Source organism: Argonema galeatum A003/A1 (assembly GCF_023333595.1).
In the GTDB taxonomy this organism is placed as follows: domain Bacteria; phylum Cyanobacteriota; class Cyanobacteriia; order Cyanobacteriales; family Aerosakkonemataceae; genus Argonema; species Argonema galeatum.
The window spans coordinates 56925-83023 of sequence record NZ_JAIQZM010000021.1 but is presented as its reverse complement, the minus strand read 5'-3'; the positions used below and the strand labels follow the sequence as shown (position 1 = coordinate 83023).

The 26099-nt window shown below is 45.1% G+C and carries 16 protein-coding genes; 4 read left to right on the top strand and 12 right to left on the bottom strand.

The window, feature by feature from the left end:
• Positions 1-241: 241 nt before the first annotated feature.
• Positions 242-7249, top strand: coding sequence for an FG-GAP-like repeat-containing protein (locus LAY41_RS20705; RefSeq protein WP_249102470.1), 7008 nt, complete (start codon positions 242-244; stop codon positions 7247-7249).
• Between the two features lie 282 nt (positions 7250-7531).
• On the opposite strand, the gene LAY41_RS20700 is transcribed toward LAY41_RS20705, so the two are convergent.
• From LAY41_RS20700 to LAY41_RS20675, 6 genes are all read right to left on the bottom strand, one after another.
• Complete coding sequence (locus tag LAY41_RS20700; RefSeq protein ID WP_249102468.1) at positions 7532-7699, bottom strand: hypothetical protein; 168 nt, start codon at positions 7697-7699, stop codon at positions 7532-7534.
• Positions 7700-7779: 80 nt separating this feature from the next.
• Positions 7780-8919 carry a hybrid sensor histidine kinase/response regulator gene (locus LAY41_RS20695; RefSeq protein WP_249102465.1) on the bottom strand — a complete coding sequence of 380 codons (1140 nt, stop codon included), beginning with the start codon at positions 8917-8919 and terminating at the stop codon, positions 7780-7782.
• A 4-nt stretch (positions 8920-8923) separates the two neighbouring features.
• Entirely contained in the window at positions 8924-10933 is a 2010-nt protein-coding gene (locus tag LAY41_RS20690) for a PAS domain S-box protein (RefSeq protein WP_249102463.1), read from the bottom strand.
• Positions 10934-11284: 351 nt separating this feature from the next.
• Positions 11285-11854, bottom strand: coding sequence for an NUDIX hydrolase (locus tag LAY41_RS20685; protein ID WP_249102461.1), 570 nt, complete (start codon positions 11852-11854; stop codon positions 11285-11287).
• 231 nt (positions 11855-12085) lie between these two features.
• The gene (locus LAY41_RS20680; RefSeq protein WP_249102457.1) at positions 12086-13873 is read right to left on the bottom strand and encodes an N-acetylmuramoyl-L-alanine amidase family protein; all 1788 of its coding nucleotides are present in this window, start codon (positions 13871-13873) and stop codon (positions 12086-12088) included.
• A 39-nt stretch (positions 13874-13912) separates the two neighbouring features.
• Entirely contained in the window at positions 13913-14458 is a 546-nt protein-coding gene (locus tag LAY41_RS20675; RefSeq protein WP_249102454.1) for a pyridoxamine 5'-phosphate oxidase family protein, read from the bottom strand.
• 322 nt (positions 14459-14780) lie between these two features.
• On the opposite strand from LAY41_RS20675, the gene LAY41_RS20670 reads away from it, so the two are divergent.
• Both LAY41_RS20670 and LAY41_RS20665 read left to right on the top strand, forming a co-directional pair.
• The gene (locus LAY41_RS20670; protein ID WP_249102452.1) at positions 14781-16478 is read left to right on the top strand and encodes a CTP synthase; all 1698 of its coding nucleotides are present in this window, start codon (positions 14781-14783) and stop codon (positions 16476-16478) included.
• 309 nt (positions 16479-16787) lie between these two features.
• Positions 16788-17207: a hypothetical protein gene (locus tag LAY41_RS20665; RefSeq protein WP_249102449.1), complete on the top strand. Its 420-nt coding sequence runs from the start codon at positions 16788-16790 to the stop codon at positions 17205-17207.
• Between the two features lie 152 nt (positions 17208-17359).
• Here the strand turns inward: LAY41_RS20665 and LAY41_RS20660 are convergent, their stop codons facing one another.
• The 5 genes from LAY41_RS20660 to LAY41_RS20640 form a co-directional block, all read right to left on the bottom strand.
• Positions 17360-18283, bottom strand: a complete 924-nt coding sequence (locus tag LAY41_RS20660) for an ROK family protein (protein WP_249102446.1) — start codon at positions 18281-18283, stop codon at positions 17360-17362.
• A 26-nt stretch (positions 18284-18309) separates the two neighbouring features.
• Positions 18310-18840, bottom strand: coding sequence for a hypothetical protein (locus tag LAY41_RS20655; RefSeq protein WP_249102445.1), 531 nt, complete (start codon positions 18838-18840; stop codon positions 18310-18312).
• A 56-nt stretch (positions 18841-18896) separates the two neighbouring features.
• Positions 18897-19787, bottom strand: coding sequence for an ABC transporter permease (locus LAY41_RS20650; protein ID WP_249102444.1), 891 nt, complete (start codon positions 19785-19787; stop codon positions 18897-18899).
• Between the two features lie 31 nt (positions 19788-19818).
• The gene (locus LAY41_RS20645; RefSeq protein WP_249102443.1) at positions 19819-21057 is read right to left on the bottom strand and encodes a class I SAM-dependent methyltransferase; all 1239 of its coding nucleotides are present in this window, start codon (positions 21055-21057) and stop codon (positions 19819-19821) included.
• A gap of 69 nt (positions 21058-21126) precedes the next feature.
• Positions 21127-22953, bottom strand: coding sequence for a tetratricopeptide repeat protein (locus tag LAY41_RS20640; RefSeq protein ID WP_249102441.1), 1827 nt, complete (start codon positions 22951-22953; stop codon positions 21127-21129).
• A 303-nt stretch (positions 22954-23256) separates the two neighbouring features.
• Here LAY41_RS20640 and LAY41_RS20635 point away from each other — a divergent pair, with 303 nt between their 5' ends.
• On the top strand, positions 23257-24441 hold the full coding sequence (locus LAY41_RS20635) for a cupin domain-containing protein (protein ID WP_249102438.1): 1185 nt from the start codon (positions 23257-23259) through the stop codon (positions 24439-24441).
• Between the two features lie 286 nt (positions 24442-24727).
• Here LAY41_RS20635 and trxB read toward each other — a convergent pair whose 3' ends face one another.
• Positions 24728-26095 (bottom strand): thioredoxin-disulfide reductase, encoded by a 1368-nt coding sequence (trxB, locus tag LAY41_RS20630; protein WP_249102435.1) that lies wholly within the window; start codon positions 26093-26095, stop codon positions 24728-24730.
• Positions 26096-26099 lie beyond the last annotated feature (4 nt).

Sequence of the window (26099 nt, the reverse complement as noted above, 5' to 3'; positions counted from 1 at the left end):
CTAGCGGAGACAGAAGCAAACTGATCTAGCGAACCCCATTGGCGATCGAATAGCTTTGAATACATAACCGAAAAATGCTTAAATTTTCAACAACTTTTTCTAAAAAACTACTTTTAGTTACGGGTAGTTCTGGGTGTAATACAGTCTGTGGAAAGTTTCTGTGTTCTCAATAACCACAAATTTCTGCGGACTTCATGGCCTAATTTAACCTTTTGCAATCCAGCAGGATATGGACAAATCTATGCAACCATTTGAATCTACCGGACTATTCACCCATCTTAACCAATTTGCTATCAATCAAAATTCAGACTTGATTGATATTCAGGGAAATCTTCAGCCATTTAATCAGATGGGAGTAGGCTATCAGAATATTGCCTTTATCGATCCAACAGTAAAAGATTATCAAAGTCTGATTGCCGGAATCGTTCCCAACACTGAAATTGTACTCCTCGACCCCACGCGAGATGGAGTAGAACAAATTACCCAAATATTAGCCGATCGCACAGAAGTCAGTAGCGCCCACATCATCACTCACGGCGGGGAAGCTAGCTTGCAGTTGGGGACGGCACAACTAAGTTTGGCAAACCTGGATGAATATCGCGCCTCTTTGGAACAGTGGAAAAACGCCCTAACACCTGATGCAGACATTCTCCTATATGGTTGCAATGTGGCAGCCGGAGAGAAAGGAACTGCCTTTGTGCAATCTCTCAGTCAGATAACCGATGCAGATATCGCCGCTTCCGATGACTTAACAGGAAGTGCAGCATTAGGCGGAAACTGGGAATTTGAAGTAAAAACCGGGGAAATTGAAGCAACGCTAGCCCTGGAAGCAGAAACAATGGCGAGCTATAACTCTGTTCTGCTTACTTTTAGTCCTGCTACCCAGTTTGGCACGGGAGTACAACCCCAGTCTGTCACAGCACACGACTTCAACGGAGATGGACATCTTGACCTAGCCCTTCCCACCCGTGCTTCTGGCGCTGTCTCTATCTTATTAGGAGATAGCACAGGTAACTTTGGCAAAGCCACTAACTTTAACGCAGGACAATACCCCTTTGATGTTGCCGTAGGAAACTTTAACAATGACAGCTTTCCCGATATAGCCGCAGCGAATTGGGGTACTAGCAACGTTTCCATCCTGTTAGGGGATGGTACGGGTAGCTTTCAAGCGGCTACTAACTTTAGCGTCGGGTTAAGTCCTTGGTCTGTAGAAGCGGGTGATTTTAACGCTGACGGCAAGCTTGACCTAGCCACAGCGAACATTGATTCTAACAACGTTTCCATCCTGTTAGGAGATGGTACAGGTAGCTTTAAAGCGGCTACCAACTTTAGTGTCGGGTTACGACCTCAGTTCGTTGGAGTGGGTGACTTCAACGCAGACAGCAAGCTTGACCTAGCTACAGCCAACTTTAACTCAAATAATGTTTCTATTTTGTTGGGGACAGGTACGGGCAGCTTTGGTACTGCTACCAACTTTAGTGTAGGGTCGAGTCCATACGCGCTGGCTGTAAGTGACTTGAACGCAGACGGCAAGGCTGATTTAGCTGTAGCAAATGAAGGCTCTAGCAACGTTTCTGTCTTGTTGGGTACAGGTACGGGCAGCTTTGGTGGGGCTACCAACTTTAGTGTAGGGTCTGGGCCGCGTTTTGTCGCTGTGGGAGACCTTAACGCAGATGGTAAGCTCGATCTAGCTACAGCCAACCTTAACTCAGACAATGTTTCCGTTTTGTTGGGAACAGGTACGGGCAGTTTTGACCCTGCCACGAACTTTAGCACGGGGGCAGGGACAGGGCCGTGGACGGTGGCGATAAGCGACTTGAATAAGGACGGCGCACCGGATTTGGCTACGCCGAACTATTGGACGAACAATGTCTCAGTTCTGCTCAATAATACGTCTTTAGTGAATTTTGGTGCTGCTAGTTATAGCGGTACAGAAGGCAGCAGCGATACGGTAGTTAATATTCCGGTTACTCTCAGCGCTACTTCCGGTACTGATGTAACTGTGCCAATTGTAATTAACAATGGCAGCACTGCTACAGAAGGCGCTGGCAATGATTACACTCTTGCAACTACTTCTGTTACTTTCGCAGCGGGTGCTACTGGTGCTGCATTAACTCAGAATGTTGCTGTTACTATTAAGCCTGACAATATTCCTGAAAATGATGAAAAGCTAGTTCTCGATTTTGGCACAATTACTGCTGCTGCTGCGGGTACAACCAAACAAACTACGCTAACTATTGCGGCGAATGATGCTGTTGATTACGCCGTTAGTGCTGGTGTTGCCAATATTCCTGAAGCTAATAGCGGCACAACTCCCATTACTTTCACGGTTATTCGTAGCGGTGGGATTGATGCAGCGAGTAAAGTAGATTTTGCCATTGGTGGTACTGCTACTAATAACAGCGATTACAACAATATTAGCGGAACTTCTGGCGCAACTTCTACAACTGGCACGATTAACTTTGCTGCGGGTGAAATGCAAAAAACAATCGCCATGAATATTGTTGGTGATACGGCATTTGAACCAGAGGAAACAGTCATTGTTAATTTATCGAATCCGGTAGCACCTGGGCAGACTCCGACAATTTCCACTGCTAGTGCGACAACTACTGTTAATAATGATGATACTCAGCCTCAACCAGGTACTTTGCAATTCAGTGCGGCTAATTTCAGCGTACCAGAAGGGAATAGCGGCGGTTTTGTAAATGCGACAGCAGTTACCGTTAATCGTACAGGTGGTAGCAGTGGTGCAGTAAGCGTGCAGGCGCGAGTTAATCTGAATAATCCGGGTACTGCTAATAATCCAGGTAGTCCTAACCCGAATGATTACAACAATAATATCTTTCCGATTACTGTTAACTTTGCCGATGGGGATACTGCTGCTAAAACGGTAATTATTCCCATCAATGGCGATACTACGGTTGAACCCGATGAAACAGTGAATTTGGAGTTAATTCCTGGGAGTGTTACAGGTGGGGCGACCATTGGCAGTCAGGATAGGGCGATTTTGACGATTAGTAATGATGATAATGCGGGTATTTTACAATTTAGTGCGGCTAATTTCAGCGTGCCAGAAGGCAATAGCGGCGGTTTTGTAAATGCGACGGCAGTTACGGTTAATCGTACAGGTGGTAGCAATGGTGCGGTAAGCGCAGTTGTATGGGCTAATCCAAATCTGGGTACTGCTAACTTCTCGGATTTCGGCAACAATTCTTCGATAGTTAACTTTGCTGATGGGGATACTGCTGCTAAGACAGTAGTTCTTCTCATTAATGGCGATACTGTGGTCGAACCAGATGAAACAATGATGTGGGAGTTCGTACCTGGGAGTGTTAGAGGTGGGGCGACTATTGGCAGCCAGAATACAACAACTTTGACGATTATTAATGATGAGCCTTTTGATGAAATCAATGCCGGGTTGCCTGGTATTTTCAGCGATTCTGCTGTTTGGGGAGATTACGACAATGATGGCAAATTGGATATCCTACTCACAGGCAGCAGTCCTTCAGGCAGCAGTCCTTCAGGCAGAATCGCCAAAGTATACCGCAACACGGGTAATGGCTTTATCGATATCAATGCCGGGTTGACTGGTGTTGACAACGGTTCTGCCGCTTGGGGAGATTATGACAACGATGGAAAATTGGATATCCTACTTACGGGTGCCACTGCAGGTTCAGGTAGCATCGCCAAAGTGTACCGTAACACGGGCAATGGCTTTATCGACATCAATGCCGGGTTGCCTGGTGTTGAGCAGAGTTCCGTTGCCTGGGGAGATTACGACAATGATGGTAAATTGGATATCCTACTCACGGGTGCCACTGTAGGTTCAGGCCTCATCGCTAAAGTGTACCGCAACACGGGTAATGCCTTTACCGACATCAATGCTGGTTTGACTGGTAGTTTCCACAGTTCAGCTGCTTGGGGAGATTACAACAATGATGGCAAATTGGATATCCTACTTACGGACAGCGGTAATTCAAGTTCAGGCTTGACCACCAAAGTGTACCGCAACACAGGTAATGGTTTTACCGATATCAATGCTGGGTTGCCTTCTATTTACTACAGTTCAGCTGCTTGGGGAGATTACGACAACGATGGCAAATTGGATATCCTACTTACGGGTGCCACTGCAGGTTCAGGCTTCATCACTAAAGTGTACCGAAATACAGGCAATGGCTTTAGCGACATCAATGCCAATTTGACTGGTGTTAGCCAAGGTTCCGCTGCTTGGGGAGATTACGACAACGATGGCAAATTGGATATCCTACTTATGGGTTACATTGGTTCAGGCAGCGGTATCACCAAATTGTACCGTAACACGGGCAGTGGCTTTACCGATAGCAATATCGGGTTGCCTTCTACTAACTCTAATCTCGTTGCTTGGGGAGATTACGACAATGATGGCAAATTGGATATGGTATTTACAGACCACTCCAGTGGCCTCATCAAATTGTACCGTAACAAAACCCTGACAGCTAACACTCCACCCACTACACCCACAGGGCTCTCTTCTACAATTTCTGACACAGCAGTCACCTTAAACTGGAATCCGGCAACTGATGCTCAAACTCCCACTACTGGTTTAGGTTATAACCTGCGCGTCGGCACTACTCCAGGGGGTAACGATGTTTTTGCCCCGATGTCTCTCAACACGGGTTATCGGCAAGTACCCCAACTGGGCAATACCAACATGAAAACCAGTTGGCAGCTGAACAATTTAACTCCCGGACAAACTTATTACTGGAGTGTGCAAGGGATTGATAGTGCTTGGGCGGGTTCACCCTTTGCGACAGAAGGAAGTTTTACTGCTGTCAACCCCACCCCATCCACTGTTAGCATTACTGCCACAGATGCCGAGGCAGGTGAAGCAGTTAGCGGACAAACCCCCAATCCCGGACAATTCAGTTTAACTCGTACTGGCAATTTATCTGCGCCACTAACAGTTAATTACACCACTAGCGGTACTGCTACCAATAGCACTGATTACAACAATCTTCCCGGTAGCATTACATTCGGAGCAAATCAATCTACAGCTACACTACCGATTAATGTCATCAATGACAATTTGGTAGAAGGCAGCGAAACGGCGACAGTTACGATTACCCCAGATAATGCCTACACTCTTGATGCTAAGAACAAGGCTACCGTTTTTATGGCCGATACAATTACCGTTCCCCAAACCATCAACAGCGCCTTAAGTAATACTGACCCCAATAATCTCACCCGTTCTGGCAGCTACCGAGATGATTATCGCCTGACGGGAGTAACGCCGGGACAACAGGTGCAACTCAATCTGAATGCGCCATTTAATGCTTACTTACAATTGGTGAATGCAGACACGGGTGCGGTAATTGCTGAAAACGATGACTCCAATGGAATCAATTCCCAACTCACCTTTACCGCGCAATCGGGTATTAATTACCTAGCGCGAGTCACCAGTTATGCTGGCAATGCCACAGGTAACTACAGCTTAATTACCAGTATCCCAACCCCATCCACGGTTAATATTACTACCACAGATGCCGAGGCAGCTGAAGCAGCTAACGGACAAACCGCCAATCCCGGACAATTCAGTTTAACTCGTACTGGCAATTTATCTGCGCCACTCACAGTTAAATACACTACTTCCGGTACTGCTACTAATAGCACTGATTACAACAATCTCCCTGGTAGCATCACTTTCGGTGCAAATCAATCTACATTTACTCTGCCGATTAATGTCATCAATGACAATTTGGTAGAAGGCAGCGAAACGGCGACAGTTACGATTACCCCAGATAATGCCTACACTCTTGATGCTAAGAACAAGGCTACCGTTTTTATTGCCGATACAATTAGCGTTCCCCAAACCATCAACAGTACCTTAAGTAATACCGACCCCGATAATCCCACCCTTTCTGGCAAGTACCGAGATGATTATCGTCTGACGGGAGTAACGCCGGGACAACAGGTGCAACTCAATCTTAATGCGCCATTTAATGCTTACTTACAATTGGTGAATGCAGATACGGGTCAGGTAATTGCTGAAAACGATGACTCCAATGGAATCAATTCCCAACTCACCTTTACCGCGCAATCGGGTATTAATTACCTAGCGCGAGTCACCAGTTATGCTGGCAATGCCACAGGTAACTACAGCTTAATTACCAGTATTATCCCCACTGTTACTATCAGTGCTACAGATGCCAATGCTGCTGAAGTTCGGAGGGGACGAACCCCCGACCCAGGAGTTTTCGCCATTAGTCGTACTGGTAGCACAGCCAATCCGCTAACAATCAATTACACTACCAGTGGTAATGCCAGCAATGGTATTGATTACAATTATCTCAATGGCACGATCGTCATCCCAGCAGGTCAAAGTAGCGCTAATCTACCTATCAATGTAATCGATGACAGGCGACGAGAACCTGTTGAAATTGCGATCGTTACTTTAGCGGCGAATAGCGCTTACGCGATCGGCACTGCTAACAATGCTGCCGTCACAATTAGAGATAACGATCCCTTTTTCCTTAACTTTTTCCTTAACCGCGCTAATGCTAGGCTTGACTCTTCTTCCCTGTTGGATTCCGAGTTTTATCTCCAACAAAACAGAGATGTAGCAGATGCAGTTGCTAATCAAGTTTTCCCGAATGCTTTAGCACATTTCAGCCGATTTGGTTACGCTGAAGGTCGCAATCCCAGTTCAGTATTTGCTACTGACTACCTGAATGAAAATCCAGATGTGGAGGCAGCTGTTGCTAAAGGCGAATACCGCACGGGTTTCGAGCATTTTATCAAGAGTGGTGTCGCTGAAGGACGCGAACCTGCACCTGAGTTTAGGGACTTAGAAACAGTTTATCTTGCCCAAAATTCCGATGTAGCAAAAGCAGTACACGATCGAAAATTAGGCAGTGGGATAGAACATTTAATTAAATTCGGTGCAGCTGAAGGTCGCGACCCTTTTAATTTATTTAATGTTCTGTCCGAAACCTTCGATCCCGATTTTTATCTGGCTCAAAACCAAGATGTAAAGGATGCGATCGATCGAGGAGAATTCCGCGATAGCTGGGAACATTTCGTTAAATTGGGAAGGTTTGAAAGTCGCGATCCCAGCATTGTTTTCAGCAACTTTTCCTATCTTAAAGAAAACCAAGATGTTGCTGCCGCAGTTTCTCAAGGAAAATTCCAAAATGGGTTTGACCATTACCTAAAATTCGGTTTTCTAGAGAAACGCAAATCGAATGATTTGTCCGTTCCTCTTTTCTTTTAATCGGGCGAAATGGGGAATAAAAAGAATTCTAATTCTTCATTCCCCATTTCCATAAGGTATAGCAACCGATGAAAGTCGGTTAAGCCATAAATCTGGGGCCGGGGCTAGGGGCGAAGCATTCGGGCATATAATTTATTGGTTAAAACCTTATATTTACTACCCGAATGCTTCGCCCCTACTGCCCTAATCGACGAGAGCGGTTGCTATACATCAGAAGTGCTGAGTACGTCAAAAATTAGCACGGATTGGTGAGATGCGATCGCTCTCCCACTTTCACTTCGCTTATACAGACCAAGGCGCAGGCGTTGCATTCGGGCATAAAAATTGTTGAAGAAAAGCGATCGCGTAGCGTGCCGTAGGCATATCGCTTATACAGACCAAGGCGCAGGCGTTGCATTCGGGCATAAAAATTGTTGAAGAAAAGCGATCGCGAGTGCGTGCCGTAGGCATATCGCTTACTCCCCGAATGCTTCGCCCCTACTCACACATCGGATTGTTTTTTTGTCAATTTATTATACTGGACTGGCACTCTAGCAAGGCAAGGTGACGATAAAGGTGGTGCCTACTCCAACTTCGCTCTCTACAGCGATCGCACCACCGTGTAAATCAACTGCCTTTTTGACAATTGTCAGTCCTAAACCATTCCCGGCAATTCCACTTACATTTGTACATCTATGGAACGGTTCAAATAGTTTCTCTAGATCTTCTTCGGGAATGCCGATACCGTCATCTCGGACGCGGAAAATCACTGCTGAGGATTCTTGATTGGGAAATTCTTTTTTGCTCTTTTCAATCTCTAATTCCAAGGTAATTGTGCCACCGTTTGGTGAATATTTGATGGCATTGGAGATCAAGTTGGACAGAATGTGCTGTAGTAGTCGTTGATCCAGCGTTGCAACGATAACACCTGATGAAACAAAATTTAACTGGTGTTTGCTTTCAGTGCTTAATTTCATCTTTTCGACTAGAAATTGGCAAAATTCCGAGAAATTAAGCGGTGCTGGATTAAACTTTAATTGATCGGCTTCCGCTCGACCGATCATCAGCATATCCTCAATCAATTGGTTCATATTCTGCGTAGCTGATTGAATCAAACGGAGACATTTTAGTTTGCTTTCATCATCCCACCGACTGCGATTAAATTCGAGCAATTTGGTAGAGGCTACGATCGCAGTCAATGGGTTGCGTAATTCGTGGGCTGCCATTGCCACATATTTGTTTTGGCGACCCGCTTGTTCTTGTGCAATTTGCCGTAGTTGTTCTGAATTTTCTAGAGCTTGCTGCATTTTATTTTCTAATTCGTGTCGGTGAATGGCAATTTCAATATTTGCTTGTAAATCTTTTTGGTGGAAGGGTTTGAGAATATAGCCGAATGGATCTGTAAGCTTGGCTCTATGCAAGGTTTTTTCATCTGCATAAGCTGTCAAGAACACAATTGGGATATTAAAACGATTCCGAATTTCTTCGGCAGCTATTACGCCGTCTATATCTCCTTCCAAAACAATATCCATCAGTACTAAATCGGGTTTGGTATGTTCTGCTCGTTCAATTGCTTCTTCGCCGGTTGTGACAATATCTGTTACTATATATCCCAACTTTTTTAATCTGACTGCCACGTCTTCGGCTACGATAATTTCATCTTCTACAATTAAGATTTTTTTATTAGTCATTACATTAAAACCTCCGGCGGTAATTTAATTCAGCAAAGGTAATTTTAAACGCTGTCCCCTGATGGCTATCAATTTCGAGAACTCCCTTTAGCTGGCGTGTCAGTATACGGACTAATCGCAAACCAAGTGTTTCGGTGGTTTCTAGGTTAAAATTAGGTGGTAATCCGATGCCATTATCACTGATACTTAAGTGAAATTGCTTAGAAGCCCGTTGACTAAATTGAATGCCAACTTCACCTTTACTGCCTTGGGGAAAAGCATATTTCAGTGAATTGGAAACCAGTTCATTAATAATTAAACCACAGGGTATGGCTGTTTCTATATTAAAATAAATCGGGGCAACGTTAAGATTGAGGTGAATACCATTATTGGTGCAGCCGAAAGACTGTAATAGATTAGCCACCAAGCTTTGAATGTATTCGGCCAGATCGATTCGGTCTAAATGCTCGGATTGATATAATTGCTCGTGGATGAGCGCCATTGAAGAGATGCGGTTTTGGCTTTCTCTAAATAGATCGATCGCCAGGGCGTCATTGAGAGATTGGGATTGCAATTCGAGTAGGCTGGAAATAACCTGCATATTGTTTTTGACGCGATGGTGAACTTCTTTGAGAAGTATTTCTTTCTCTTGCAGCGAAGCTTTGATTTGCGCTTCGGCTAACTTGCGATCGGTAATATCCTCAGCAATCCCCGCCGTGCGGTAAACTTTGCCAAATTCATCTTTAATTGGAAAAGATCGGTCCCAAATCCAGCGAATTGAACCATCGGGCCGCACAATCCGATATTCCACACTCGTGGACTCTCCCCACACTTGTCTGGACATTTTGGCTAACACGGTTTCCCGGTCTTCTGGATCGATCGAATCTATCCAGGATTGCAGCGAGGCATACAGTTGCTCGGAAGGGCGTCCCCAGATTTGTTCGTAAGCTGGACTCACGTACAGTATCTCTTTGCCCTCTGGGGACAGAAGCCAGAAGACATCTTGAACATTTTCTGCCAGCTGGCGAAATCGCTCTTCACTTTCGCGCAGAGCTTCCTCAGCTCGTTTGCGCTCTGTAATATCTCGCAAGGAAACAACATAAACTGATTCTCCTTCCCATTGGACTGGGACTACAGACATTTCCCCAATAGAAATTTCCCCTCTAGATCTAATAATGCCCAATTCTACTGTGTTACTTACTGCGATCGGCAAGCCAAATTCTTGACCGATGAGGTCTTCTGGCTGGCGGTTAAAAAGCTTTCCAGCGGCGGGATTGGCAAAAAGGACGTTGCCAAAGCGATCGACAATTAACAAACCATCTAACAGATTGGCAACAATAGTATGCAGTCGGGCTTCGCTCTCAAACAAGTTGGCGATAATTTTTTGCAGTCGCGCCTCATTTTCTCCCAACGCCTGTTGGGCTCGTTTGCGTCCGCTGATATCTTCCACAACATTAATAAAATACTTCGGCTCACCCGCATGACCACGCAAAAGCGATACCGTCAGATTGACCCAGACAGGAAAACCATCTTTACGGATGAAGCGCTTCTCCATCGAGTAAGTCTCAATTTCCCCCGCCCATATTTGGCGGTAATTTACTAGGTTGTCTGAAATATCATCGGGGTGGGTAATCTCTTGGAAAGTCTTTTGTTGCAGTTCCTCTACTGTATATCCTACAATATCTGCAAACTTTTGATTGACTAGGAAATACTGACCGGATAGCAATACCTGTGCTATACCGACCGCCGCCTGATTGAAAATGCTGCGGAATCGCTCCTCGCTTTCCCGCAACTGCGCTTCTACCCGCCGTCGATCGATAATTTCTTCTCGAAGCAACGCATTAGCAACCTTTAATTCAGCTGTCCTATGCTCTACTTTGATTTCTAATTCTTCTTTCGCCTGTTGCAGTGCTGCTTCTGCCTCTTTTCGCTCTGTTTCTTGCAAGTCCCCAGAGGATTGCAGACACTCAGTAATGTCGATGTTATGTTGTAATTCGGATGTTTCTTCGTCACCAAATTTGGGTAAGTTTTCCATAGTATAGCTAGGGGCTAGGGTCAGAAGGGGCTAGGGTCAGAAGGGGCAATCAAGAGTTTCAGGAATTAAAAACGTCCTAACTGCCGATAAGGTTGCTATATGAGCGATATTTAGAAATTTTCTGTTGTTATCCTTGGTTAATTTTTTACCGCAGATGAAGACTCTGGAACGCAGATGAACGCAGATCTGGATCTGGATCGATCGGGTCTTTCGGAATTATTATGCTAATGTTCTTTATGAACATTATTGTAGGAACACGGCATCATAAATATGTCGGTCATACAAAAGATTTAATTACGCCGTGTCCAAAGCAGTTTATTTGACACTTCCGTTGCACTCCCCACTCCCCACTCAGTACTCAGCACTCCTGAAAGAACGATCGCGTAAAAAATTTAACCCAAATAAAATTGCGGCAATGGTTCCAGAGACGTTTATTTCTCCTGCTACTATCTTTTCCATCACTTTGGCAACTGGAATTAATTGTACTTCAATGTCTTCTGTGATATCCAGCTGCTGCTTGCCAGATAAATGCACATTTTCGGCGATAAACAGGTGAATTTTATTGGTATCTTTGATAGGATTATCGTATATGGTTGCGAGTTTAATCATTTGGTCTGCAACATAACCCGTCTCTTCTTTTAGTTCCCGATGTGCTGCTGCTTCGCCGCTCTCTATTGCGGGGTCAAACCCCCCAGCCGGAAGTTCTAACAAAATTTCACCGATGGCGTGTCTATATTGACGAACAAAAACAAGCTCTTGGTTTTGGGTGACAGGAAATACTAAGGCTATATCCGGTCTGACAATGACAAAAAAATCGTCAATGATTTTGCCGTTGGGCAATTCTATTTCATCTTGCCTGATTTTTACCCATTCGTTGTCAAAGACGAGGTTAGATTTGAGGATTTGCCACTTTTCGATCATTGCTAATTCGATTTTGGATTGATATGGTGTTCGGTTACATCTTTAGTACATGAGTGAGATCGTTCAATTGTCTGTTGTTATCTTTGGTTAAATTTTACCGCAGATGTAGGCAGATGAACGCAGATAAACGCAGATAAGAATAAGAACAGGATTTTTTTAGTTAACCAATTCGTAAGGAAATGATATGATTTTTCAATGGTCGGTCATTGTGTATATACCAATGACTAATGACTACTGACTAATACGGAACCATTCGGCGATGCCATCTGCGATCGCATCCGCCATTTTCTGTCGATCCTGGGGATTCATTACGGATTCAAATTCAACCGGATTGCTCATAAAACCCAGTTCTAGCAATACTGATGGTGCTGTTGCTGGGCGAGTTAGGGCCAGGTTATCCCAAAAGACGCCGTAGGAAGGACGCCCCAATTTTTGGACTACATACTTGTGTATAAAGATGGCAAAACTATGAGCTTGGGGATGATACCAAAAGGCGGCAAATCCCTTGGTATTCTGAGCGTCTCCATCGTCGGGTAAGGAGTTGTGGTGGATGGAGATAGCGATCGCAGGTTGGAGTCGATCGATCGCCTGTACCCGGTCTTGCAGGGACAATTCGCGATCGTCCTCCCGCGTCATATACACATTTGCGCCAAGCGCCACCAGTCTGTCTCGCAGCAGCTTTGATATGGCAAGATTGACATCTTTTTCCAAATAACCGTTTGGCCCCGATGCGCCAGATTCTTTGCCGCCATGTCCCGGATCGAGAAGTATTTCAATCCCCGATAAAGACTTTTCTTCTCTCTCTTTAGTCCCCCCCGTAGACGGGGGGGAAACAGGGGGGGTTCTTGTGGGCGAGTGTCGCACAGACAGCACCAAATTTGTGCGATCGTATTTCATCTGATAACCCCATTGCTGTTGGGATTTCAGATTAAAAGTATATTGCACTTGACCGGGTGCTACCTGTTGCCAATCTAGACGAGAAATAATGGGGTCGTCATCAAGGCGAATGATATCCGTTTGCGCGGTAGTGTTGTAAAGAGTGAGGGTGAGAGTGCTAGAACCCTGCTGCACGCTTACCGGCACAGGCACTTGTAAGGGAAACACGATTTCTGTCGCACCGGGAACCTGGCGGACGCGGAGAGTGCGAATAATCGAACGGGGTGGCACAGCACCTGGGATAATGCGAATTTCCTTATCCTCAATCCAACCGCCATAATCGAGTCGCAACCACTTTCCCTCACGTCCCGTTACCGTTGCTTGCGTCCCTTTGGGCAAAGGGGTCAGACGAGAATAATCGCTACTTGGGCCAGTGCGTGCGATCGCATTATCTACAATTACTTCTGCAATCTCTAGCTGCGTCGGCGATAAGATTTCCACATTTCCCTGCGCCATCTGAGTTGTCGTTTTGCCATTCATTGTCAGCTGAAATTCGGCACGCCCTAACTTTCCGGGCGAGTTAGCTGTAGCGCAACCTTGATATTGACCCGTAACAGACTGGGAATTGGTTGTGTATTGTCCTGTTAATGCCGCAAAATTTGAGGGTACATCTGCAACTGGCGACTGCGGCATCAGGGGAATGGTTTGATTTCCCAGTTTAACAGAGACGGTGGCGTTGGGAGGTGCTAGAGCGCTAAAACAAATCATTTCACCCGGCAATTTAGCAATATCCACCCCCGGTTTTAGCGAATCTTTCCCAAACGCCAACCCCACCGGCAGATTTGGTAGTGTTGACAAGCGCGTCACTTCGATCTGGCGTTGCTGATTTCCATACCGTAACGTAAAGATATTGTCTCCCTCTCGCAGCGGAAAACTAGGCGCAAAATGCCCCGCCGGACTCCTCTCAATTGCTTTGCCATTCACCAACACATTTCCCCCTGCTGGTGCGCTTCCCAGAAAAAAGATCTGGTTAGAAGTTGTTTGGTAATTGGCCGGTGGAAAGGCCACATAAAGAGATTGTTCTGCCAAAGCTGAATATGCGATTAAAGTTAGCAATGTAACTAATACTAATATTTTTCTCATTTTTCTGTACGTTGTCAGTTGTTTTTTGTCACTCACCACTCACCCTTGACCAATATTTGTTGGCAATCCATCTATGCTTTTTTGGTTTTTTTCTTGCCAATAGTCAACAATTCCTTGTTTTCCCTTTTTATTTGCCCATTCTACCAGCGTTTTTCTTTCTTCCTTAAGTTCGTACATGGGTACGCCATATCCGCAAGATGTTTGTACAGACTCAACATCAAGCACAACAATTTGACGTTCTCCCGGTGTCGGCTCAAATAGAGAGTAAAATTTGTGCCATTCTTGATGTGTGGAGCTAATTACACGGCCTTGTCCGTAGATACGCAAAATCAAGGGCCGATCGGAAAAACTGCAAAACATAATTGTCATCCGTCCATTTTCATTTAAATGCGCCGCCGTTTCATTGCCACTCCCAGTTAAATCGAGATAAGCCACTGTTTTATTATCAATACAGCGAAAGGTATCACACCCCTTTGGCGAGAGATTAATTCTGCCCGTTATTGGTGCAGTTGCCGTGAAAAATACTTTTTGTTCTTCAATAAAATTACGTAAGTCTTCATTCAACTCCGAGTAGAACTTAGCCATTTCAAAAAAACCTCCTCATTGGTCATATCATATCCGGTAGCATCGGTTACATAAAAAATTCCTGTGATTATTCTTATCGGCGTCCATCTGCGTTCCAGAGTCTTCATCTGCGGTAAAATTTAACCAACGATGACAACAGACAATTTGATGATATCACCGAAAATTTAGCTAATATGGTTGAAAAAGCTTTTTGCCAGCTTTTAGATGCTATCGTATCTTCTAGACTGTAGCTCGGTTAATAGCTGACTGTTCGCGCAGAAAGCTAAGAGTGTGGCACAATTAACGGGGTGGTTTGCAAGAACGCTTTAATTTTCAGCATATTATGACCAAGTTTGTCTTTGTCACAGGCGGTGTAGTCTCCAGTATCGGCAAGGGAATTGTCGCCGCCAGTCTGGGGCGGTTGCTGAAATCGCGCGATTATTCCGTCTCGATTCTGAAACTTGACCCTTATATTAATGTCGATCCGGGAACGATGAGTCCCTACCAGCACGGGGAAGTATTTGTCACTGAAGATGGTGCCGAAACAGACCTGGACTTGGGACACTACGAGCGCTTCACGGATACGTCCATGTCTCGCCTCAACAGTGTGACGACAGGTTCGATTTACCAGGCGGTTATCAATAAAGAGCGTCGGGGCGACTATATGGGGGGTACGGTTCAGGTAATTCCCCATATCACGAACGAGATTAAAGAGCGTATACAGAGAGTAGCTAAAAATACCAATCCAGATGTGGTAATTACGGAAATTGGGGGTACGGTTGGGGACATTGAATCGTTACCTTTCATGGAAGCTATCCGCCAGTTACGTAAGGATGTGGGGCGGCAGAACGTGCTGTACGTCCACGTAACGCTGGTGCCTTGGATTGCTGCGGCGGGGGAGATGAAAACTAAGCCGACGCAGCATTCGGTGAAGGAATTGCGATCGATTGGGATTCAACCGGATATTTTAGTTTGTCGGTGCGATCGGCCCATACCGCAAGGACTCAAAAACAAACTATCAGAATTCTGCGACGTGCCGCTAGAATGCGTAATCGCGGCTCAAGATGCTAACAGCATCTACGAAGTGCCGTTGATGTTAGAACGAGAAGGACTGGCACAGCAAGCGCTAGACATCCTGCAACTAGAGCAGCGTCAACCAGACTTAAAACAGTGGCAAACCCTGGTAGATCATCTTTATTCTCCCACTAAGCGAATTGAGATTGCGATCGTTGGTAAATACGTCCGATTAAGCGATGCTTACCTGTCGATGGGAGAAGCTTTGCGCCATGCTGCGATCGAATTCTCCCTCGACCTGAACGTCAGGTGGGTCAACTCAGAAGACATCGAAGTCAATGGTGCCCAGAAATATTTAGAGGGCGTAAATGGCATCGTCGTACCGGGAGGTTTTGGTAACCGTGGGGTAGATGGTAAGATTGCCGCAGTGAAATATGCCCGCGAAAACAATATTCCCTTCTTAGGTTTATGCTTGGGGATGCAGTGTTCCGTGGTTGAGTGGGCGCGTAACCTTGCTGGTTTAGAAAATGCCAACAGCGCTGAGTTTGCCCCCGATACACCCAATCCAGTCATCAACCTGTTGCCAGAACAGCAGGATGTCGTCGATTTAGGCGGCACCATGAGGCTGGGTCTTTATCCTTGCCGTTTGGCACTCAATACCCTAGCTTACCGTCTTTATCAGCACGAAGTGATTTACGAACGCCACCGGCATAGGTACGAATTTAACAATGCCTATCGCAACCTGTTTCTGGAAAGCGGATATGCAATTAGCGGCACCTCTCCCGACGGGCGCTTAGTAGAAATTATCGAACTCCCCAACCACCCCTTCTTCATTGCCACACAATTTCACCCAGAGTTTCAATCTCGGCCCAGCACTCCCCATCCTTTGTTTAAAGGATTTATCCAAGCCGCGTTAGCCCTGCGTTCGGTTGGCGAAGTCCCTCCCCAGGATATACTTTCTGTAAAAGAGGAGGCTCACGCCGACGCTCAAACCACCCCATCCCTGAATACTTCGGCAATATCCTAGCTATGTTCGGCAGTCGATCCCTTCAAACAGCTATGCCCTAATACCTCTAGTGCAGCATATTCACTTCATACTCGGCAACGGCAAACATTTGGATATGTTCTACGAAATTGTAGAATTTTGTAGATAAGGATGCGATCGATAATGTTAAAGATTCCTAGAGCGCCAATTCAGTATTCGCGATAGAAGATGAGAAACCGGGTTTCTTTGTTTGTCAAGGTCGATATTTCGTTGCTCTAACCCACAGAAACCCGGTTTCTGGCATTACGGAATCGGTGTTCTAGGGCGAAACTGCGGTTGTGAGGAGAGCCTGTGGCGTATTGGATCAAAATTAATTACGAGAGGAAAGAGTATGTAATCGATCTCGACCGAGTTTGTACTTTTTCTTACGAGCTGAACGGCAGGATCACTTTTTGGTTGCCAGATAGTTCCTTTCCGATCGTCATTAACCCGCAAGGCCACCCAGAAGCTCATCAAAAAGTGCTGTCCTACATCCAAGAAGCGACGGGACACGATTTTGAGTCTTACTGGGTAAAAATTTACTACGAGAGGAATGATTATCTCATCAACCTCAAGTTTATCAGTACTTTTTCTTGCGAGCAGAACGGCCGAATAACTTTTTGGTTACCAGATAATGCCATGCCAATTGTGATCCACCCTCAAACCAACTTGGAGGCTTATGAAAAAGTAATTAGCTATATCAAACAGATAACAGGTTACACCCTACCTTGACACTACCCACCTCTGGAATCTAGAATCTTCTTATCTGCGTTAATCTGCGTTCCAGAGTCTTCATCTGCGGTAAAAATTTAACCAACGATGACAACAGAAAAGTTGACGAGATCGCTCTTATGCTACTGAAACGATCCAAATCTTATCCTAAATTAATTTAAAAATTTCTCCCAAGCCAATTTAGCAGCACCAACCATCCCCGCTTGATTGCCTAATTCTGCTACTAATAGTTGCAAAAGTGCGCGGGAACTTGCCAAAACCCGACGATTTATTTCTGCCATAGCGGTAGGGAAGAAAAACTCCGCACTGGCACTTACTCCGCCGCCAATGATAATTGCTTCCGGGGTCAGAACATAGATCAAACTTGCCAACCCAGCACCCAGATCTCGTCCGTAACTTTCCCAGAATTCTAAAGCTACGCGATCGCCTGCTTTGGCCCGTCGCCCCAGTTCCTCCGGTTCTAAACCCGTCCGGCGTCGAATTGCCTGTACCGAAACATATTGCTCCAAAGAACCTCGATTGCCGCTATTGCATTCTGGGCCATCCGGGTTCAAAGTAATTAACCCCAACTCGCCACCTGCACCTTGATGACCTGTAAATAGCTTCCCATCAAGGATAATCGCACCACCCACTCCCGTTCCCAATGTCAGCAAAATCATGTTACTAAACCGGCGACCCGCGCCTAACCAAGCTTCTCCCAACCCAGCGCAGTTGGCATCGTTAGCCAGAATTGTCGGTAAACCTGTCTTTGCCTCTAACCAGTCAGCTAGGGGAACATCCTTCCATCCCGCCAGGTTAATCGCTACTCTGGCAATGCGTCCAGCGGCATCCGCAGGGCCTGGTGTGCCAAGGCCGATCGCTTTTACTTCACTTCCGCCGCAGGCAGTTACTGCGTGTGCGATCGCCTCTACAACTGCTTCCGGTGTCGCCGGTTGCGGCGTTGGCACAGTCAACGACTGCAAGCAAGTTCCATCTTCTTGGAACCGTCCCAGTTTAATTGCTGTTCCGCCTAAATCGATGCCCAATACTTGAGGCGCTGACTGTTGCTGAGTTAAAAGATTGGAGTCTGTTCCCATGCTGAAATTTTTGCAGATATTTGTTGCTAATCTGCAATTCTAAAGGAATTTAAGAAATTTTGAAATTCCCGTTGCGCTTGTTGGTAAGCCGTCCTTTTTTGGTTTAATACAGCTTGAGACACTTGTTTATCTTCAAATTGCTTTTTCGCCAACTCAAACTCGAGCTTTTTGATTTGAAAATTTTGTTGTCTGGTGGTACCTTCCACGGCTCCAACCCAATTGGTAAAGCCCAAAGTTTGGGTTTCGACATCGGTGTTGCCTACGCTAGCGATCGCCCGCTGTCCCAAAGCCGTTTTGCTTTTTTCTGTCAGCGTCCGAAAGCTCGTTAGGGCTCCTTGGATCTGCTTGATTCTCGTCAGTGAATTTTCCAAAGAAAATCTTTCATTTAAGGTAATATCGATCGGTTCATCGGGATTGATACGTTGATTGGCTCGCTGGGCAATTGTTGTTTGTACTGCATTCACAGCCGGATTGGAAACAGCCTCCAATAGCCCAGCTACCGCGATGGTCAGCGTCAAACAACTAAGAGCAGCAAGCAAAGAAATTTTAATTTTCATCCAAAAATACCCCCGGACAACTTAGTCACCAAGCTATTCGACTAATTAGGAAATTTCTAGTTCCTAATTCCTTTTCGCAATCGGGGATTGACAAACTCCGTTAATCCTTCTCCCAGCAAAGATAATCCTACAACCATGAGAGTAAGAGCTAAACCTGGAAACAAGGTTGTCCACCAAATGCCGACAGGCAAAGCTTCCAAAGCTAATTTTAAATCGTGACCCCATTCTGGCACTTCATCGGGGAGTCCCAACCCCAAAAAGCCTAAGCCTCCCAACGTTAAAATGGCATCGGCGCTGTTGAGGGTAAACAGCACGGGTACGCTTTGAATTACGTTCAGAAATAGGTAGCGAGATAAAACAGTCCAAGTGTCGGCACCCATCGCCTGCGCTGCTTCGATAAACAGTTCTGTTTTGACGCTAACGGTGTGGTTGCGAACCACGCGGTAGTATTGAGGAATGTAGGAGATGCTGAGTGCGATCGCAGCATTCAACACTCCCCGCCCCACCACAAAAGCCAGCGTCACCGACAGTAACAACCCCGGCAAAGTATAAATTGTATCCATTACAAACAGCAGCACGCGATCGAGCCTGCCGCCCAAATAACCGCTAACTAAACCCAGCGGCACACCAATTATCAGACTGAGTGTTGTTGCTAAAATCACCACTTGCAGCGCCGCTTGGCTGCCAAACAGCGTCCGCGAGAAAACATCGTAGCCTTGGCGACTGGTGCCAAACCAATGTTTCCACGAAGGCGCTTCGTGTATCGGATTACTCAAAGATTCTGTCGGATTTGGCAACCATCCCCAGGCTTGAAATGTGGGAGCTAAGATAGCTACCAATACAAAAAACAAAGTAATTACTAATCCGACAGCCATCAGTTGCATTGACAGACTGGGCCGATCGAAAAAACGTAAAAATCGGGGAAATGTTCGTTTCGTAACAGTCATTAATTTTGGTTATCTAAGAATTCTTTAATGTTTATTTAAACGCCCAAAGTCCAGTTTCTAACTGGATAGCTCGTTTGCTGCCGAGACTATCAGTTGTAGATAATGGAATAGTTTGTGCCGCCGCATTCTTAATGGATAACTCATTTTCATCTGCCAAAATTACTCGCGATTGGATTCGAGGCAAAATAACTTGCCACTGGATTGGAATTAGTTCTCCCAATAAGATAATTTCTGGTTCATCGGCCATATCTAAATTATGTTCGGAGAAAATATTCATAATTATAGCCGAAAAAATGTCATTTGCTTCTTCCTCATCAATATCGGTAGTATCTATCAGCAAGGATACGTAATTATTGTACGGATGATTTAGAAGCGATAGAATCAATGGTTGCAAATTTTTATATAGAGAATCTTCTGATGTAGACCAATCGGGAAAAACAATTAAGTTTATCTCTCTCAATTTTGGTAATATAGAATACAATTTTTCCGTAATATCCGAACTAATGGTATCAGATAGGGGCGTTCCATAGGTCAAATTTTCTGGTGAAAGATTTAAGTTCAAATTAAACGAATTGGAAACTTTGGTTAGCTCGATCGCCACAATTCCGTTGGCAAAAGGCCAAGGCCAACTGTATTCAACATTCCTCAATTCTTCTTCTTCCACTTGTACCCAAAGATGACGCGGATTTTCAACCCATAACTCGGTGGCAATTCTTTTTAAGAAGTTTTTCGATATAGCCCGATCGGGAATTTGGTATTTAGTTGAGAGAAGATTGAGATATTCTTGACTAAACTGGATGTACCATCTGCCATTCAAGATTTTTCCAAACGGAACTGTAATTAGCGCTTTGCCTCCTACATTTAGTAAGTCGTATATTTTGGCGATCGCTTTCAGAGGGGCTTCTAAATTTTCCGAGTCAGTTGTCACCTGATTTTTTTCTTGGCCTACGTGCTCTACTGTAGAAATACTAATGATAACATCATATTTTACCATCTCTGGTAAATCCATTAAATCTATATTATCTACCCCACTGACAACTTCATATTTATCTACTATTTTCCTCGGTCTTAGACCTACATAATCACTCAGAGAATTTTCGTAATTTTGAAGTACATTTCCAACTTCTAAGACCTTGGTTTTATTTTCTATCTTAGTGAAAAACTCAAATGCTATGGGAACTTCAATCGTTCTTTCCGCTATATTATTGTAGGCAATTCGATTGTAATAAACTGGTTTGCCGTTCAATATAAAAGTTTCTTTCCACTGCATTGTTTTACTTAAATTATTGGCCAATAAAGGAATGTCGCTTTCTGCTTAACTTTGCTCATGTTTCTAAATTTAATCGCTAAAATCGGCATCTGTCAACTTTAAGAGAGCTTCAGTTACCCGTCTCAACACATCTTCCCAATCACCAGACCGATTCTGCCGAAATAAGCGCATACTGGGATACCAAGGGCTGTCATCTCGCCCGCTCATCCATCGCCAGTCGTGGCTAAAGGATAAAAGCAGCCATACTGGCTTGCCCAACGCCCCAGCTAGATGAGCAACAGAGGTATCTATACTAACGATTAGATCGAGCTGGTCTATCACCGCAGCAGTATCGGCGAAATCATGAAGTTGACTGCTCAAATCCTGGAGCGGTACTTGACAGGAAAATTGAGCTAATTCTGCCACAGAAGGCCCTTTTTGCAAACTGTAGAAAGCAGCGCCGGGTGTATTTAAAAGGCTCGCGAAGTGGTTTAAAGAACACGATCTGTTGCGATCGTCTGGATGTTCGGGATTTCCAGCCCATACAATCCCCACTTTCCGACAAGTTTCAGGAGGTGTCTCAAGTCTAACGCTAAGGGGTTCTAAAGGGCTTAAGTAGGGAATTTGGGCTGGTAGTGTTTCTAGGGTTGTCCCTAAGATATAGGGCAGGCTGAGGAGTGGAGCCTGGACATCAAACTCAGGTAACGTTGTTTCTCTAGCTACTACCTTTTCGATAGCAGTAACTGTTGTCAGTAATTTGACAAGCGGCTGGTGACATTCAACTATCACATGACCAACAAGCTGTGCGACTAGAGGTGCATAGCGAATGAACTGAATTGTATCCCCAAAACCCTGTTCAGCATGAAGCAGGATTGTACCACTTTCAAGGGTTGAACCATCCCAAAGGGGTTGAGCAAAAGGACGGGCTGGGGTCTTCTCCCGTCGCCAGCGCCATTCGTATTCAGCAAATCCACGTTTATAGTCTCCGATCTGAAGCAGTAGTAATGCGCGGTTCCAGTTAGCTTCCACATAATCCGGATCGATTTCAATGGCCCGATTGTAGGAAGCTATAGCTTTCTCGAAGTCATGCTTTTTCAAAAAACGAAGACCAAGGTTGTTGTGAGCAATAGCGTTGTTCGGCTCCAAGACAATACCTTGTTGGAAGCAAGCGATCGCCTCTTCTAATTTGCCCTGCGCTTGCAAGGCAGTACCCAGATTGTTGTAAGTCAAAGCGTCGCTGGGATCTAAGGTAAGGGCTTGCTGGTAGCAAGCGATCGCCTCTTCTAACTTGCCCTGCGCCTGAAAGGCTTGGCCCATATTGTTGAGAGCCGCAGCAGAATTAGGATTGAGGGTAAGAAATTGTTGATAGTAAGCGATCGCTTCTTCTAATTTCTCCTGCTGTTGAAATACAATAGCCAGGTGATAGTAGGTTATAGCGTCGTCAGGATCGAGGGTAAGACCTTGCTGGTAGTATGCGATCGCCTCCTCTAGCTTACCCTGATTGAAGACAGCATTGCCTAAATTTTTATACGCTACACTATGGTTTGGATGCTGTTCTATTATTTGCAAATAAATCTTTTCTGCTTGTTCGTATTTACCTGACTCTAGTCGCTCAAGTGCCTCTGCTTCTAATACCTTAATTAGTTCTTCTGTCCGCTCGTCAACTTGAGCGGCATCTCCCTCTACGATCGCTGATAACCAGCAAGCTTGCCCTTCTAATTCTTCTCCTTGAAGAACCCAGGCTAGCCCTAATTTCCAATAGTTAGACAAAACTAGGGGATTGGCTTCTATACATTGCGCGTATAGAGCTACAGCCTCAGCATATTTGTCTTGAGCCAAACACTCTGCCGCCTGGATCTGCAAATCAACAAATTTCATGTTGGTGAATGGTAAATCTGTAATGGGTAATAACCTCATGGCACTAAGATAACTGGAAAAATCATCGTTTGTCGGGTATGGGAGATGGAAATGAACTTGCTTTCTCTAAGCCCATTGCCCCATTCTAAGGGAAATTGTCTTAACGAACGTACCATTTGGTGATTGGCCTTTTCCTTACATACCACCAATTAATATAAAAGTCAATAGCTATTTACCGTAAATTTGTTTTAAAAGGGTGTTATAAATAAGAACGACTCACTGTAGTAACCATTGAGCAATATTTTTTGGTAAAATCAATCTTTTAACATCCTATCCATCCATCTGCCTGCGGAGACATCGATTATGAAAGCACTTGCCAAATTAATTAGTCCCTACGAGCTAGAAAAATTTTTAACAGAAAATTGGACGAAAAAAGCAGTTGTAATTTCCAGTGAAGAATCCCAAAGATTTAAGCATCTTTTTTCGTGGGAAAAGCTAACATATCTACTTAATTTTTATCCACTTAGCTATCCCACCTTAGAATTAGTATTAAACGGTAAGCATTTAGATAGGGAAGACCCTAAAGCGAATCTTATACAGCGATGTCAACAAGGAGCCACTCTAATCGTAAATGCGCTACATCAAATAATTCCAGAAATAGCAGAATTAAGTTCGGAAATTAGCCACGAATTAGGCCATCCAATAAATAATTGCACCGCTTTTTGTTCTTGGCCTAGAAAAGGAGGTTTTACATCCCACTTTGATATCCTAGAGGGCTTCATACTACAAATAGATGGCAGGAAAGAATGGCACATATTTGAGGATACAATTAAATACCCTTTGCCAGGGGAAAGATCTAATGTATTCTCACCTCCTGATGGAAAGCCGTATTTGACCTGCGTCTTAAATCCGGGTGATGTTCTTTACGTACCGCGAGGACACTGGCATTACGCACTTGCTCTCGATGAACCATCTTTACATCTAAGTGTTGGAGTAATTTGCCGATCGGGTGTTGACTTTCTGGATTGGTTGGTTAGAGAGTTGCGGCAGAGGGAAGCTTGGCGTAAAAGTATGCCATTAATGACAGGAGAGGATGACTATGGCGTTGGGTCTAACTACATAGACGGCTTATTTCAAGACTTGGTTGAGTTCTTTGTTTCATCCGATCGGGATATTGCATCTGAGTATATCGAATATTTAGCCCGGTTATCAATGCCATTTGAGAAATACTCATTGCCAAGTCAAGCTGGATTTAATGTTTTTCCTAGCGGAATTAACACAAAGTTTAAAATCCTAAAGTTTCAGCGATTCGGAATCTATGAATTAAATGATGGAGAGGGTTGTCGAATCAAATTTGGTCACAAGCAAATAGATTTGAATGGTCTAACTCGCTCTTTCGTTGAGGATTTATTGAGTAGAGATAGCTTTACGGCTAGCGAATTCTCAAGCTGGTTACCAGGTTGCGATTGGGAAACTGATATTGTTCCTCTTCTGTCTACATTAGTAAATGCAGGAGTTATTTGGGTTGACACAAGTTTGTATGGCTAATAGGTAATAACAAATCCGGGTTGGTTACCCCCTTTAATTTTTGGTCTAAACATTGTAGAGACGTTTCATGGAACGTCTCTACAGCCTAGAGACATAAAGGGGGTAATCGTTGCGGATTTGGTATTATAGCAACCGCTCTCGTCGGTTAAGCCATAAATCTGGGGAGGGGGCTAGGGGCTAGGGGCGAAGCATTCGGGCATATAATTTATTGGTTAAAACCGAAGATTTACTACCCGAATGCTTCGCCCCTACTGCCCTAATCGACGAGAGCGGTTGCTATAGTCATCTATAGATATTGTTCAATCAGCTGGCGGTATTGGCTTTTTGGCTTAATACCTTTGAGTTCAGTCAAAAGCTCCTTGTTTTTGAAGAACTGGATTGTGGGTGTTCCTGTCACACCAGCATTTTCGGCAATTTCTGGATCTTGCTCAATGTCAATCTCGACAAAGTGCATTTTGCCGTCAAATTCATCCACCACCTTGTCTAAAATGGGTTTGAGGGTGTGACAAGGGCCGCAATGGGGTGAGACGTATTTGACCATGAGCAAGCGATCGCTATCGTGAAACAACTTCCGCAGAGCATAGCCCCCCCTGTAGCGCGTCCCCTCCGGTTTAAACTCCGATTCTTCCTCAGCCTCGGTTTTCTTCGCAGCTGCTGGAGTATCAGGTCTTTCAGAAGCAGGCGTTTGATGAAATTCTTGGATTAGGCCATTTGTTGAGAGCCACCGTTCTGCCAGCATCGCCGCCATACAGCCAGTACCGGCAGCAGTAATCGCCTGACGAAACTCGTGGTCTTGCACATCGCCAGCCGCATAGACGCCCTCCACGCTCGTTTCTACACCGTCCTTGGTGACAATGTAACCTACTTCGTCGAGTTCTATCTGCCCCTTAAACAAAAACGTATTGGGAGTGTGACCGATCGCATAAAACAACCCCTTCACCGTCAGCGTACTTTCCTCGCCAGTCTGAGTATTGCGGATTTTCAGCCCATTCATGCGATCGGCCTCACCCACCACATCGATCGGCTGGCTGTTCCAGTGAACCGTAATTTTCGGGTTGTTCAGCACCCGATCCTGCATCGCTTTACTGGCACGCATCCGATCGCCCCGCACCAGCATATGCACGCGAGAACCATACTTAGTCAGGTAAATCGATTCTTCCGCCGCCGAGTCACCCCCTCCGATCACCGCCAGTTCAGCGCCGTGGAAAATGGGAGTAGCCCCATCGCAAATAGCGCAGGCAGAGATACCCCGGCTCCAAAACTGATGCTCACTGGGTAATCCCAAGCGTTTTGCTGTAGCACCTGTGGCAACAATCACACTGTGAGTTTTAACTTCCCGCTCTTCAGAACGTACAACAAAAGGACGCACGCTTAAGTCAACGGAAATCACATCCTCAGTGACTAACTCAGCCCCCCACCGCTGTGCCTGAGCCTTCATCCTATCCATTAATTCTGGCCCGGCAATCCCTTCCGGAAAGCCCGGAAAATTCTCCACTTCAGTTGTCGTCATCAGCTGTCCACCGGGCAACCCCCCAGCTTGAAAGCCTTCAAACACAAAGGGTTTCAGGTTGGCTCTCGCCGCATAGATAGCCGCTGTATAGCCCGCAGGCCCAGAGCCAATAATCACCAAATTCTCTACCGTCGGGTTTGCCATTTAA